The 13,839-nt window shown below is 39.6% G+C and carries 13 protein-coding genes; 10 read left to right on the top strand and 3 right to left on the bottom strand.

Going from position 1 to position 13,839, the window contains the following annotated elements; all coding sequences use genetic code 11:
* The first annotated feature begins 153 nt into the window (after positions 1–153).
* The 6 genes from AC0VXV_RS15585 to AC0VXV_RS15560 all read left to right on the top strand — a co-directional run bounded on the left by AC0VXV_RS15585 (position 154) and on the right by AC0VXV_RS15560 (position 5,680).
* A complete protein-coding gene (locus AC0VXV_RS15585) occupies positions 154–531 on the top strand; it encodes a GntR family transcriptional regulator (RefSeq protein WP_475531476.1) in 378 nt (125 codons plus the stop codon).
* Positions 524–1,213: an ABC transporter ATP-binding protein gene (locus AC0VXV_RS15580; protein ID WP_475529091.1), complete on the top strand. Its 690-nt coding sequence runs from the start codon at positions 524–526 to the stop codon at positions 1,211–1,213. The genes AC0VXV_RS15585 and AC0VXV_RS15580 overlap by 8 nt, the downstream gene beginning before the upstream one ends.
* Complete coding sequence (locus tag AC0VXV_RS15575) at positions 1,210–2,034, top strand: hypothetical protein (RefSeq protein WP_475529090.1); 825 nt, start codon at positions 1,210–1,212, stop codon at positions 2,032–2,034. Before AC0VXV_RS15580 ends, AC0VXV_RS15575 begins: the two co-directional genes overlap by 4 nt.
* A gap of 14 nt (positions 2,035–2,048) precedes the next feature.
* Positions 2,049–3,215 carry a hypothetical protein gene (locus AC0VXV_RS15570; protein ID WP_475529088.1) on the top strand — a complete coding sequence of 389 codons (1,167 nt, stop codon included), beginning with the start codon at positions 2,049–2,051 and terminating at the stop codon, positions 3,213–3,215.
* 387 nt (positions 3,216–3,602) lie between these two features.
* Positions 3,603–5,249, top strand: a complete 1,647-nt coding sequence (locus AC0VXV_RS15565) for a M20/M25/M40 family metallo-hydrolase (RefSeq protein ID WP_475529087.1) — start codon at positions 3,603–3,605, stop codon at positions 5,247–5,249.
* 77 nt (positions 5,250–5,326) lie between these two features.
* The gene (locus AC0VXV_RS15560; protein WP_475529086.1) at positions 5,327–5,680 is read left to right on the top strand and encodes a hypothetical protein; all 354 of its coding nucleotides are present in this window, start codon (positions 5,327–5,329) and stop codon (positions 5,678–5,680) included.
* Positions 5,681–5,991: 311 nt separating this feature from the next.
* On the opposite strand, the gene AC0VXV_RS15555 is transcribed toward AC0VXV_RS15560, so the two are convergent.
* The 3 genes from AC0VXV_RS15555 to AC0VXV_RS15545 are packed head-to-tail and all read right to left on the bottom strand — an operon-like array spanning position 5,992 to position 9,519.
* On the bottom strand, positions 5,992–7,644 hold the full coding sequence (locus AC0VXV_RS15555) for an acyl-CoA dehydrogenase family protein (protein ID WP_475529085.1): 1,653 nt from the start codon (positions 7,642–7,644) through the stop codon (positions 5,992–5,994).
* Positions 7,625–9,139 (bottom strand): class I adenylate-forming enzyme family protein, encoded by a 1,515-nt coding sequence (locus AC0VXV_RS15550; protein ID WP_475529084.1) that lies wholly within the window; start codon positions 9,137–9,139, stop codon positions 7,625–7,627. Before AC0VXV_RS15550 ends, AC0VXV_RS15555 begins: the two co-directional genes overlap by 20 nt.
* Positions 9,136–9,519, bottom strand: a complete 384-nt coding sequence (locus AC0VXV_RS15545; protein ID WP_475529083.1) for a MerR family transcriptional regulator — start codon at positions 9,517–9,519, stop codon at positions 9,136–9,138. The genes AC0VXV_RS15550 and AC0VXV_RS15545 overlap by 4 nt, the downstream gene beginning before the upstream one ends.
* 353 nt (positions 9,520–9,872) lie before the next feature.
* Here AC0VXV_RS15545 and AC0VXV_RS15540 point away from each other — a divergent pair, with 353 nt between their 5' ends.
* The 4 genes from AC0VXV_RS15540 to AC0VXV_RS15525 are packed head-to-tail and all read left to right on the top strand — an operon-like array spanning position 9,873 to position 13,816.
* Positions 9,873–10,937, top strand: coding sequence for an iron-siderophore ABC transporter substrate-binding protein (locus AC0VXV_RS15540; RefSeq protein ID WP_475529082.1), 1,065 nt, complete (start codon positions 9,873–9,875; stop codon positions 10,935–10,937).
* A gap of 1 nt (position 10,938) precedes the next feature.
* Entirely contained in the window at positions 10,939–11,973 is a 1,035-nt protein-coding gene (locus AC0VXV_RS15535) for a FecCD family ABC transporter permease (RefSeq protein ID WP_475529081.1), read from the top strand.
* Positions 11,970–13,001, top strand: a complete 1,032-nt coding sequence (locus AC0VXV_RS15530; RefSeq protein ID WP_475529080.1) for a FecCD family ABC transporter permease — start codon at positions 11,970–11,972, stop codon at positions 12,999–13,001. Before AC0VXV_RS15535 ends, AC0VXV_RS15530 begins: the two co-directional genes overlap by 4 nt.
* Positions 13,001–13,816, top strand: a complete 816-nt coding sequence (locus tag AC0VXV_RS15525; RefSeq protein ID WP_475531475.1) for an ABC transporter ATP-binding protein — start codon at positions 13,001–13,003, stop codon at positions 13,814–13,816. Before AC0VXV_RS15530 ends, AC0VXV_RS15525 begins: the two co-directional genes overlap by 1 nt.
* Positions 13,817–13,839 lie beyond the last annotated feature (23 nt).

Raw genomic sequence — 13,839 nt, 5'->3', positions numbered from 1 at the left:
GTATTAATTACATAATACACTTATTAGGTGTATGAAGTGCTTAATACATTTTTTTGTGCATACTGTATTAAGTGGTTAGTACAGAGTACGGTCCGACGAATTTTTTTGCGGATGGTGTACTAAGTGAATGATACACGAAAGGAGCTGAACAAGGTGGATGTGAAATTCAATAACCGGGATCCTGTATATGTGCAGGTTATCCGTCATTTTAAGGAACAAATTGCAAAAGGTTCGTTTGCGCCAGGACATGTCATCCCATCTAGACGGGAGTTGGCCAATCAGCTCAAAATCAACCCGAATACAGTGCAGCGTGCCTATAAGGAAATGGAGGAGCAGAAATTGATTTATACAGAAGGAAATATGCCAAGTTGCATTACGAAAGATGAAGCGGTATTAAAAAGTGTACGTGAAGAATTAATTAGTGAAGCGGTGCAAGTATTTATCAGTTCGATAAAATCAATCAATGCGCCACTTCCCGAAATAATGAAGCTCGTACAGAAACAGTATGAGGAGGCGGAGCAGCGTGATTGAAGTAAAAAATGTCTCTAAAAAATATAAAAGAAAGCAAGTATTGAAAGATATGAGCTTTACTGCAGAAAAAGGGCAAATTACATGCCTGATCGGAATTAACGGTGCAGGAAAAACGACCATTATGAAATCAATCATGGCGCTCACTCCGATTGACCGAGGCGAAATTTTTATCGATGGCAAAAAAATCAGCAAAGATGCGTACGAAAAAATTACGTATATTCCAGACCGTCTGACAATGTCACCAAACTATACAATTGCACAAAGCTTCGAGTTTATGGCCGATTTTTATAAAGTGTGGAATGAACAGCGGGCAATAGAACTTCTTGCCTTTTTTCAACTGGATCCGAGCGATAAAATTTCAAGCTTGTCAAAAGGGAACACGGCAAAAGTCAATTTACTGCTTGGCTTGGCATTGGATGTAGACTACATACTAATGGATGAGCCATTTTCAGGAATCGATATCTTTTCAAGAGAACAGATTGCAAATGTCTTTACGAGTCATTTAATCGAAAACCGAGGCGTCATTATTACAACACATGAAATTAATGATATTGAACATTTAATCGACAAAGCGGTGCTCATTGGAGACGGCCGTGTATTAAGAGAAATGAATGTTGAACAGATGCGGGAAACAGAAGGCAAATCCGTAGTAGATGTAATGCGGGAGGTATATGTCGGATGAATCACTATATAAAGCTCGTCAATTTTGAAGTGAAACGATTTAGCAAACTCTTTCTAGCTTTAATAATTGCGGTAGTAGCAGCCCAAATTTTCGGGGCCATTATCACGTCTTTACATTATGTAAGCAATGCGGAAACAACGATGCTGCGTGAGCAAATGACAGTAAGCGACTATATACAAACCTATGGTGCGTATTCACTGCAGAAATTTTTATTTTCGGAATACTTCATACTGTCCGTTGTATTTGCAGCAGCTTTACTTATGATCTATGTATTTTTTATTTGGTACCGTGACTGGTTAGGGAAATCATCGGTTATTTATCGTTTGCTCATGCTTCCTACAGCACGCAGAAATGTGTATTTTGCCAAATTAACAACAATTTTGCTTTTTGTTTTCGGTTTAACAGGAATGCAAATCATCTTACTGGAAGTTGTGAAACAAATTACTCAACTAATAGTACCTGACCAATTATGGCAGGCTAACAGTGTAATTTATATTTATTCTACTGACGTACTGAATTTATTGTATCCACAATCACCGTTATTATTTGTTTTCTATTATGTAATTGGCATCACAGCTGTTGCCGTAATTTTTACCTCTATATTATTTGAACGCAGCTATCATCTTAAAGGAATTTTCCTGGCATTAATCTATATTGTCATTTCAGTAGTCATAGTAATGGTTCCAGTAATCATTCAAACGATTACCGATTATTTTTATACGAATGAAATTTATTTACTAGTTACTGGGTTCAGTATTTTAACAACTGCCCTTGCGATTTATTTAGCAGATTATTTATTAAAACGAAAGATTAATGTGTAGAGGAGGGGAATTACATGAAAAAATATTGGCAACTTCTTTTAATTGCCGGAATCATCGTTGTAACATTTACTGTGCACTATATAAAAGTAGTGAACGCAAAAGACAAAGAGTATGATTTTACGTTCGAAAAAATTTCAGGTGATGATAAATATATAGATTCATTGATGTTCGAAACAAGCGTTGAGTATGGGATAGGATACAATTCACTTCTTATTAGTAAAGATGAATCCACATTAATTGAATCTATTCATAACCGTACAGTGCCGATTACGTTTCAAAGACTTATAGATGAACATAAAAGCTTTATGCGCGGTAAAGCATTTATTGAAAATAACTGTTTTGAAGACGATACGAAGCTAATTTATATGAATGAACCTGAAGAAGGCTGGAAGATAAAAGAAGGGGACACATATAGTTATGAAGTTGATATACTGGATAAAGTGAAGGATGAAAAAACTTCATTTACTATCGAGTCACAACTGAAAAATAGATATAACTGGGTTTTTTATAATGACATTACGGTTGTTGATAATGAGCTTAAACTTATTGTAAAACAAATGGATAATGACGGAAGCGAAAAAATGTATCATGTGATTATTGATTTGAAAAAGCAGCAGCTGCTGAGTGAAACTTTACTGGAAGAAGCAACAACGGATGATACGACAAGGAGAAGTATTGATTCCTACAATTCTTATTCAAATTTAGGTCATGAAAAATACCACGTCTATTCTATAAATTCTTTTGATTTGAAAAGTCCTGAACAAGATATTTTTTCACGTCAGTTCAGCGCATTAAATACGGAAACGAACGAAATAACAGATATTCAGTTACCGGAAGGTTTAGATCAGAACATGCAAAGTATTGAAGTGGATGATAATTATTTAGTTATCGCCTATTCAACAAAAGAGGAAATAGTCATTTACAGATATAATATCGGACAGCAGCGATGGCTCGAACCGATTACTGTACCGTATTCTGAAAAAGTGTTAATTCCTGAACTTAATAGCACGGCTACACTAAACGGAAAATTCTACGTCATGACAGAAGTGAATAACAATTTTGTACTCAAGATTTTTGATATTGAACAAGGTACATTATTATATGAAGGAAAACTTATCAATAATAATGTAGAACAAAAATATTATATTCACATAACTGATGTTTATGAATTAGAAAAATAACTGAAAAGAATTAAAACTCAATGAATTTGGCTACCAACAGATTTTTGGAGTATATGATAGAAAGACGCTTAATCGAGGAATGTGCGGAAAATCTTTAAGATATTCCGGCAAGCCGTTATTAATTTACGCATTATCTTCAATTCAATAATTCCATATAATAATAGGTAAGAAAAGAAATAAGCTTAAATGCACATACAAATTCCGCTATCTTTAATGGTAGCGGGATTTTTTTATCTTCTGATCGTGATTGTATTTAATCGATTGCAAATATCAAAGAGTATTATATTCTTAAACAAAAGATTGACTGAATATTCGCATTTATTTACACTGAGGAAAATGAGGCGACATAGAGAGACAGCTAGAATTAGACAAAGGAGAGGGTATGTTGTGTTTAAATGGAAGAGCAAAGAGCAGTTAAGGCAATTATTATGTGAACTTGTACAAGTGAAAAGTGTTTCAGGTTCACAAGCAGAAAAGGATTTCCCTGATATTGTAGTGAATAAATTGTCGGAGCTGGCGTATTTCAAAGAAAACCCTGGCCATTTAAATCAAACATATTTGAGTGATGGGCGCAGTTTTATTAGCGCATTGGTCAAAAAATCTCCGGATACTAAAAAAACAGTCGTATTAATTAGTCACTTTGATGTAGTGGATGTACAGGACTACGGAAAATGGAAACAATATGCTTTTAATCCCGAGAAGCTAACGGAACAATTTTACTCAATCAAAGACGATTTGCCTGAAGAAGTGCGAGTTGATATCGATAGCGGGAACTGGCTATTCGGCAGAGGAACAATGGATATGAAGTGCGGGCTTGCATTGCATATGTCTATTGTTGAACGAGCGACGTTCGGAGAGTATGACGGCAACATCTTGTTATTGACCGTACCGGATGAAGAAGTAAACTCTGAAGGAATGCGAGCAGCGGTTCCAAAACTTGTACAACTTTCGGAAGAGCATAATCTTGAATACACAACGATTTTAAATTCAGAGCCGATGTTCAGCAATTTTCCTGGCGATAAAAATAATTACTTCTATACCGGATCTATAGGAAAAGCATTGCCGGGCTTTTTATGCTACGGGAAGGAAACTCATGTCGGGGAACCGTTCGGGGGACTGAATGCAAATTATATGGCATCGGTAATCACAGCTGAAATGGAATTAAATACGGACTTTTGTGAAAAAGTGGGCGAGGAAATTACACCGCCACCTACGAATTTAATTTATCGCGACTTGAAAACGAGATATTCCACACAAATTTCACATCGGGCTGTGACACTGTTTAATTTATTGTTATTTGAAAGAAGCATGACAGACGTCGTTTCATTGCTCCAGCAAAAAGCGATCAAAGCGGCAAATAAAATTGAACAGTCCTATATGAACAAAGCTACGAAATATTCACAGCATACGGAATTTACACCGCAGCAATTAAAAGTGAGGGTCATGACGTATGAGGAAATTTACGAATATGTGCGGGAGAAATACGGCGAAGAGAAAGTTGGAGAGCTTCTATCAAATGGTGACAGCGATAGAGAAGATCGGGAACGAACAATTGACCTAGTTGATCAACTAGCTGCGTTATGTAATGAGCTGGCACCGATGATTGTCATTTTCTTTGCGCCGCCATTTTATCCTGCAATCAGTTCAGGAAAAAATGGACTCATCAGCAATCTTGTAAATGAGTTGAAGCAATACACGCATGAAACATTTAAAATGGAGTTTACTATTCAAAACTACTTCGCCGGAATATCGGATTTAAGCTATGTAGGGTTGAACTATGAAAACAGTTCGATTGCGTCGCTTATAAACAATATGCCGGTTTGGGATAAAGGCTACGCGCTGCCGATCAGGGATATGAAAAAGCTGAATGTTCCGGTGCTGAACATCGGTCCGATTGGAAGAGATCCGCATAAATGGACTGAGCGGCTTGACGCGGACTTTGCATTTGTAACATTAGTTGATCTATTGCAATTGACGATCGAAAAATTATTCGCTGCGCATTATGAGGTGAATGAACAAATCGTGAGCAAATAATACTCCTTAACGTTTTATCGTTAGATTTATGTTACAGTGGGAATACTAACCGCCATAAAGAGCGGAGTTGGAGGGTTATGATGACAAATACAGTAGACGAACTATTAGAATCGCTCGTGGCAGCGACAGTAAATAATGAAGTGAAATGGAGTAAAGGTACGGAAGCGCTGGAGGATGTGCTGGAAGAAGTATACGGCAACACGGAAAAGCTTTATTTCTTCTTTGATGAAGAAGAAGGTTCAAACATCGTTTTAGCAACGTATCAATATTACGAAGGCGAAGTAGAAGCCGATGAGTTTTTAAAAGACGGCATGAGCCTGTTTGTCATCGACGCAGATGATTTTGAGATTTTAAATGAAGTAACAGATGAAGATGCGGACGATGCAAAACTATTCCCAGCTTTAATGGAAGCAATTGAAGAAGCGAAGTAAGATTTAATAAGTAACGGATGTGGACGGTTTAGAATCGTTTGCATCCGTTATTTTGTTATGGTGGGCTTTCGGGGTGGATTTTATTAGAACAATTGTAGTCGATATTAGAAGAACTCGACCGGATAATTGAAAATCGGGAGGTGATATTAGAACAAACCGACCCGATATTAGAACGACAATATATTAGAAAATTGCAACTTTATTAGAACAAATAAAATTATAATAGAACATCTGCGAATTAGAAAACCCGGCCCAACCAAACAAAAAAACGCCCGGTAACCAAACCAGGCGCTACACTTAAACTTAATTTTTCAATAACCGCAATTCAACACCTCAAACCCTTTCACCGCTAACGGCATTTCACCAAAGGGCTTCTGATCGAACTGTTCCTCGATATAAATTTCCGCCAGCACCTGCTCACGTTCACCAGCTGTTTCACCATGCTTTACTGCGACAACCGCTTCATAAAGACGGGCCAGCTGCTGCATAAGCGGTTTCGCCTCAAGTGTTTGCATTGCCGGATCCAGTGTGACAAACACTGTAAAACGCTGCTCTACGACAGAGGCAAGTTGCTGCAAATACGGATGGTTCGTTTGCTGTAATTCATTAAGTAGCGTAATATGCGCATTTTTTTGCACGAGGCGAATAAGCTCGTGTGCCAAAATATTCGCAGTTCCTTCCCAAACGGTCAATACTTGGGCATCGCGAAGCAGGCGAGGGAGCACGAAATCCTCGATATAGCCGTTACCGCCATGAAGTTCGATCGCTTCATGCGTAAATTCAATTGCCCATTCTGCTGTTTCCTTCTTCACTAATGCAATTAACAGGCGGACGATCTGCTGTTCTTCCTCTGAAGCATTCCCGCTGACAACTTCATCATAGCGCGACACTAAATCAAACAACGCGACAAGTGATGCATGCCATTTTGCTTGCAATGCGCCTAACGTATGCTTCACCATTGGAAACTCGGCAACTGTATGTCCAAAGGCGATACGCCCGTTTGTATAATGGACCGCTTCATCCAGTGCGCGTTTCATAATGCCAACAGATGCTGCGGCATTACAAATACGGGACAAGTTGAGCGCTTCGAGCATATAGTAGATTCCTTTGGACGAATCCCCGATAACATATGCTTTTGCACCATTAAACTCGACCTCTCCTGAAGGTACCGCTTTTACGCCAAGCTTATCTTTCAATCGGCGGATTGTAATTTGGTTAAGCTCACCATCGTCGTCACGCCATGGAACAGCAAACAATGTTAAGCCACGTGAGCCCTGTTTGGAATTGGTCGTCTGGCGCGCAAGTACCATTGCAACTCCGCACATCCCAGCATTCGATGCAAAGTACTTCTCACCGTATAAACGCCATTCACCTTGTTCATATCGCGCTTCCACGACGTTCGCACCAACATCGGATCCCCCTTGACGCTCCGTTAAAAAAGTAGCCCCTTCAAATAATTCTGTATCGCCTGTTGCACAGATGTGCGGCATAAACTTTTGCTTCAGCTCTTCAGATGCATAGTGTTCGAATAAGTACGCAGTCGCCATCGTCAATGTAACGGGACAGTAAAAGCCGGGTTCTGTTTGAGATAATAAATAGCCTTGCGCAAAGCTGTATACATAATTGCCTTTGTGACCTAATTCAGGAATGTCTTTATGCACATAGCCGACAATCCCTATTGCATAAGTCTCGGCAACCGTTTGTTTATAGCCCTCATTCACAATGACTTCGCTTACTTCATCGCCGTATGCATTATAGCGGCGTAATCTCGGTTCACCTTCCCGGTCCGTCACTTTGGCACGGGCATCAATTGGTCCGGCACAAAGCGCACCGAATGCAGTCAGCCGTTCATCTGCATAACGGTAAAAAGACGGCGAAAGCTTTTGCTGTAATAGCTGATGCAATGTTTGATCAAATTCATAAAAATTCTGGCTCTTTTCACGTTTATTGGCTAACACTTGCATTTGCTTCACCTCTTAGCTGCTGTTTTAGTATTTTCCCGGAAGCATTGCGCGGAAGTGCTTCAGTTTGTTCAAAGATTTTCGGAATTTTAAATGCGGCAAGTTTACCATCTAAGTGCTTGCGAATTTCCTGCTCGGAAACAGGGACTTTCGCACAGTAAACCGCTTTTACTGTTTCGCCCCATTCAGGATGCGGTACACCGAATACCGCTACTTCAAAAATAGCGTCATGCAGCAATAGCTGATCTTCAATTTCTTTCGGATAAATATTGACACCGCCGGAAATAATCACATCTTTTTTACGGTCAACAATGTAAATATAGCCGTCTTCATCAATGCGGGCTAAATCACCTGAACGTACCCAGCCATCAACGAAAATGTTTTTCGTTTCTTCCGGATTTTTATAGTATTCTTTCATATTACCTTCACCGTATAAAACGATTTCGCCAATTTCACCAGGAGCTACATCTTCATTTAATGCGTTAATAACACGCAGCTCTGTTCCAAATGGTGCTCGCTTGCCGATACTTCCTGCCTTGTGAGGGTGGTCGGCAGCATGTAATATCGAACCGCTCGGACCGGCTTCCGTTAAACCGTACACACATACTAAGTTGTCAGTATTAAACTGCTGTTGAATATATACGACTTCTTTTTCAGACAGTGGTGCGCCTCCGTACACCCACCATTTCATTGAAGATAGGTCCGCATTTGCGATACGCGGTGAGCCGGCAGTTAGAAGGTAGGCAACAGGTGCACCGAAGAAATGCGTCGTTTTGTATTTTTCAACCGTATCTATTAACAAGTCAGGAGTAAACGTCGGAGTGAGTACAGCGGTTGCCCCGACTAAAATGGCTGTAACAAAAAATAAGTTTAATGGAGCAGAATGAGTTAACGGCATCATAATAAGCATTCGGCTTTCGGGTTTTACTTCCATTTCAATTGCAATCATATGCGAAACAGCAAGTACATTGCGGTTAGACAGTAAAACTCCTTTTGGATTGCCGGTTGTGCCGGATGTATAAAGTAAAGTCGAATCATCCTCCTCCACTAAATTACAGCATATGACCTCATTATTGGCAGCTGCCTGGAATTGATCGATGCTTTGCCAGTCATGGACAGCAGGACCTGTTTTTACTTTAAGACCATTGAACATAATTGTAGCGGCCTGTTCGAAAATCAGCTCATGGACAAAGATAGCCTTCGCGTCGCTATGATTGAGCACATACTCAATTTCACGCATGACAAACTTGGCATTGATCGGTACAACGACAGCCCCAATACGCTGAATGGCAAAGTAAAGCGCGACGAACTCTTGCACATTTGGCATGAAAATCCCAACTTTATCGCCTTTAACAATTCCGCTTGCACGCAATGAACCGGCGATTTTATTTACTTGGGCATCTAATTGTTGATACGTTGTTTCCTGACCGAGACTAATGACAGCAACTTGATTCGGATACTTTCTTGCATGACGAGCTAACAGATTAGAAATAATCATGATTGGTCCTCCAATAATAGAATTAGTTTTTCCCGAAAAATAGCTTCCGTCCTTTCGATATCTTGACGGATTTCATGCAACTCTTGAATCTTCTGGTCAATTTCCTTTAATTTTTGCTGACCGTATTCGATTGTCCGCTCCAGCTGTTTAATACCTGTACGATCAAGGTCAAAAAGCAAAATCATTTCCTTAATTTCTTCCATAGTAAAGCCATACTTTTTTCCGCGGATAATTAGCTTGATCTTTGCCTCCTCCCGTTTGGTATAATGGCGCATTCCATTATGAGGTCGTGTCGGTTTCAAAATCCCGAGCTCTTCATAGTAGCGCAATGTTCTCGGTGTGAGTGCATATTCTTTAGCGATCGTTTTAATGGATTTCACATAGACACCCCCCATTGGCGAAAGTATACCATTTACGTTAACGTTAATTTAAAGAGAAATAAAGAATAAAATAGAAAAAATATTTATTGAAGACTAGAATAAGAGTAATAAGGGGTGGTGGTTAATCGCAAGCGGAACATGAATAGGAAAATAAGTATAGTCCATATTAGATACAGCGTGTTTCTCAATGGAGAATCCGCTTTTTTATTTATATTCTTATAAAATTCTTACTATATAAAAAAATAGTACGAATTAAGTAATAATTTCATTGACAATCGTTATCAAATAGCATTATTATTCTAATTAGTGATAATGATAATTGTTATCAATCAATTTTAAGGGGCGTTAATGAGATGAAAACAAAAAAGTTCTATTCTTTAATGGCAATGCTTTTCGTAGCAATGGGCTTACTAGTTGTTGCGGGTTGCTCAGATAAAGAAACAAGTACAGATGAGAATAATTCAAATGAAACAACAGGCTCTTCGAATTCTGAAGATTCGGCAACACAATATCCAATCGTAATCAAACATGCATTAGGTGAAACAGTAATTGAAGAAAAGCCGGAACGTGTAGCTACAGTTGCATGGGCAAACCATGATGTTGCACTTGCTTTAGATGTAGTACCAGTTGGTTTCTCAGCAGCAAACTACGGTGTACAAGATGAAAGCGGTATGCTTCCATGGACAGTAGAAAAATTAAAAGAGCTTGGTGAAGAAAACCCGAACATCTACCAAGATACAGATGGCATAGATTTTGAAGCGATTTCAGATTCAAATCCGGATGTTATTTTAGCAGCATATTCAGGACTTACACAAGAAGAGTATGATACATTAAGCGAGATTGCACCGGTTGTTGCATATCCGGAAACTCCATGGGTAATTACATGGCGTGACCAAATCCTATACAATGCAAAAGGTATGGGTATGGAAGAAGAAGGTAAACAATTAATCGCTGATACAGAAAAATTAATTCAAGATAAAGCAAATGAATTCCCGGAAATCAAAGGTAAAAAAGCGGCGTTCGGTATGTTTAACGCTACGGATTTATCGAAGTTCTATATTTATACACCAGCTGACCCACGCGGTGAATTACTGGAAGATCTAGGTATGGCATATCCGGAAAGCATTAAAGCGCAAGTTCAGGATGAAAGCAGCTTCTATATCGAGTTAAGTTCAGAAAATGCAGATGCTTTAAATGATGCTGAAATTCTGATTGCATATGGCGATGACAACACATTAAAAGCACTTCAGGCAGATCCGATTTTAGGCGAAGTACCTGCAATCAAAAATGGTACGGTTTTAATTATTCCCGACAACACACCACTTGCTGCTGCAGGAAATCCGAACCCGCTGTCAATTCAATATACAATCGACGAGTATGTAACTTTAATTTCGGAAGTTGCAAAAAAGTTAAAGTAATATGAAAAGTACATCCGTTTTAGAAAAGAAGCAAATTATGATGCCGCGTAATTTTATAAAAGTATTATTGCTTTTAATTATTTTACTCGGACTATGTATACTAGCATCACTTGTATTTGGTTCGCGGATGATTAGCTGGACAGATCTTCTGAATGGGTTATTCCATTCAGAAGCTCTGTCTCATGAAGCGAACGTCGTAAGGCAGCGTCTAGTAAGAACTATTTTTTGCTTACTATGTGGCGCAGCATTAGGAGTTTCCGGAGCGCTTATGCAATCGGTAACACGTAACCCTATTGCAGATCCAAGTATATTAGGTGTCAATACAGGGGCATCCCTTTTTGTCGTTTGCGGCATTGCCTTTTTGAATATCAGTTCAGCAAATCAGTATATTTGGCTTGCGATAACGGGAGCTTTTATTACCGCTATTTTTGTATTTGGGATTGGTTCAATGGGGAAAGGTGGCGCAACACCATTAAAACTCGTGTTGGCAGGTGCAGCTACGAGTGCCATTCTATCATCACTGGTCGTTGCAGTCATGATACCAAGAACGAATGTAATGGATCAGTTCAGATTTTGGCAAGTTGGAAGTGTCGGTTCCGGCAGCTGGGATACAATCACGTTATTTATTCCATTTATAGTAGTAGGACTATCTATTGCCTTAATTACAGCTCCGGCATTAAATGCGATGGCATTAGGTGATGATGTTGCGACAGGGCTGGGTGTACGCACAGGTACTGTAAGAATTGTAGCGGCATTAGGTGGCGTATTATTATGTGGTGCTGCAACGGCATTGGCAGGTCCAATCGGCTTTATTGGTTTATTAGCTACACATATCGTACGTCTCGTAGTAGGTCCTGATCTACGTTATATTATTCCGATGTCAGCATTGTCGGGGGCGATTATTTTAACCTTTTCCGATGTGATCGGAAGGCTTCTTGGCAGTCCAAGTGAGCTTGAAGTTGGAATTGTGACAGCCTTTATAGGTGCGCCAATTTTAATTTTAATTACGATGAAAGCGAAAATGCGTGCAATATGATGAATGAAACGATGAAGATGATTAAGACGTCAAGATTAAAAAGAAAACGCCGGTTTATATTGATGACTTCCTTGATGGCAATTATTTCGCTAGTACTTTGCGGTTTGATGCTTATGCTCGGCAACACGATTTACCCGGTACAGGATGTCATAAAGGTTTTACTAGGTGAACAAGTGAAGGGAGCAACCTTTGCGGTAAAAACAATACGTTTCCCGAGAATGGTAGCCGGTTTGTTTGCAGGCTTTGCATTTGGAGTCGGGGGTTATATTTTCCAGACGATGTTGCGCAACCCGCTGGCAAATCCAAATGTAATAGGAATAACAACAGGTTCAAGTGCTGCAGCTGTATTTTGTATTATTGTATTAAATGCGAGCAATACGGTCGTATCCATCGCAGCTGTAATCGGAGGCCTTGCAACAGCTATCTTTATCTATCTGCTTGCAAAAGGCACATCCTTTTCGATTGGTCGACTTATTTTAATCGGTATCGGCATTCAGGCGATGCTGACGGCCTTTATCAACTATTTAATGCTTATCGGGGATACACATGATATTCCGGCTGCAATGAGATGGCTGAGTGGTAGTTTAAACGGTGCGAAATTAATGAACTTATATCCGCTAATCCTTATCGTGTGTATTTGCACACCGATTTTAATGTATTTTGCGAAGCGTCTGGAAATGCTGGAGCTTGGTGAACAGGCGGCAACATCTCTAGGCGTCAATACCAATCAAACGAGAGTCATTCTTATTATTACGTCGGTGCTCATGATTGCATTGGCGACTGCTGCAACGGGTCCGATTGCCTTTATTTCATTCTTGGCAGGTCCTATTGCAAAAAAATTAGTAGGTGTCGGATTTTCAGGTCTTATTCCTGCAGGTTTAATCGGGGTCATTTTAGTATTGGCGGCAGATCTTATCGGACAGTTTGCTTTTGAAACACGCTATCCGGTAGGGGTCATTACAGGGATAATCGGAGCACCATACTTAATTTATTTATTAATCCGTATTAATCGGAAAGGAGATTTATGATGAAATCGACACATACATTCCAAACGGAAAATCTTGTTGCAGGCTATGACAATAAAGCGATTTTACAAGGTGTTAGTCTAGCGATTCCAAGCAATAAAATCAGCATTATTATCGGTTCGAATGGCTGTGGGAAATCGACACTTTTAAAAACGATGGCACGATTAATCAAGCCAATCTCCGGCCAAGTATCGTTGGATGATAAATCGATTAATAAAATCCCGCCGAAACAACTTGCACGTGTTTTAGGACTTCTTCCGCAATCACCGATCGTACCTGAAGGCATCACGGTTGCTGACTTAGTTGGCAGGGGCCGATTCCCGCATCAGAGCTTTTTAAAGGGCTGGTCAACTGAGGATTATGATGCAGTTGCGGAAGCGATGGAAATGATGAACATTACCGGACTTGCCGACAGTCATATCGATGAGCTGTCAGGAGGGCAAAGACAACGTGTATGGATAGCAATGGCACTTGCACAACAAACCGACATTTTGTTTTTGGACGAACCGACTACATACTTGGATATTACGTACCAAGTGGAGATTTTGGACTTATTGACGGATTTAAATCGTAAGCACGGAACGACAATTGTGATGGTACTCCATGATATTAATTTATCTGCCCGCTATGCCGACTATATTTTTGCTTTACATAAAGGTCGACTTGTTTCGGAGGGAACACCAGCAAACGTAATTACGAGTGAATTGATCAAAGATATATTTAATCTAAACTGTGTTGTCACACAAGATCCTGTTTCGGATTCGCCTTCTGTTGTACCTATCGGAAGACACCATTCGAAATCCGGAATGCTCGTTTAGCTGCAACTTAGTCAATGGAATCC

This window comes from Solibacillus sp. iso_87, assembly GCF_056173085.1.
The sequence above is the reverse complement of the archived record's forward strand: the minus strand, read 5'-3'. Positions and strand labels throughout refer to the sequence as shown.

Coding starts and splice junctions, on each gene's coding strand:
- AC0VXV_RS15575 (WP_475529090.1), top strand. CDS start 1,210: ATGAATCACTATATAAAGCTCGTCAATTTTGAAGTGAAACGATTTAGC.
- AC0VXV_RS15570 (WP_475529088.1), top strand. CDS start 2,049: ATGAAAAAATATTGGCAACTTCTTTTAATTGCCGGAATCATCGTTGTA.
- AC0VXV_RS15560 (WP_475529086.1), top strand. CDS start 5,327: ATGATGACAAATACAGTAGACGAACTATTAGAATCGCTCGTGGCAGCG.
- AC0VXV_RS15555 (WP_475529085.1), bottom strand. CDS start 7,644: ATGCAAGTGTTAGCCAATAAACGTGAAAAGAGCCAGAATTTTTATGAA.
- AC0VXV_RS15550 (WP_475529084.1), bottom strand. CDS start 9,139: ATGATTATTTCTAATCTGTTAGCTCGTCATGCAAGAAAGTATCCGAAT.
- AC0VXV_RS15540 (WP_475529082.1), top strand. CDS start 9,873: ATGAAAACAAAAAAGTTCTATTCTTTAATGGCAATGCTTTTCGTAGCA.
- AC0VXV_RS15535 (WP_475529081.1), top strand. CDS start 10,939: ATGAAAAGTACATCCGTTTTAGAAAAGAAGCAAATTATGATGCCGCGT.
- AC0VXV_RS15530 (WP_475529080.1), top strand. CDS start 11,970: ATGATGAATGAAACGATGAAGATGATTAAGACGTCAAGATTAAAAAGA.
- AC0VXV_RS15525 (WP_475531475.1), top strand. CDS start 13,001: ATGAAATCGACACATACATTCCAAACGGAAAATCTTGTTGCAGGCTAT.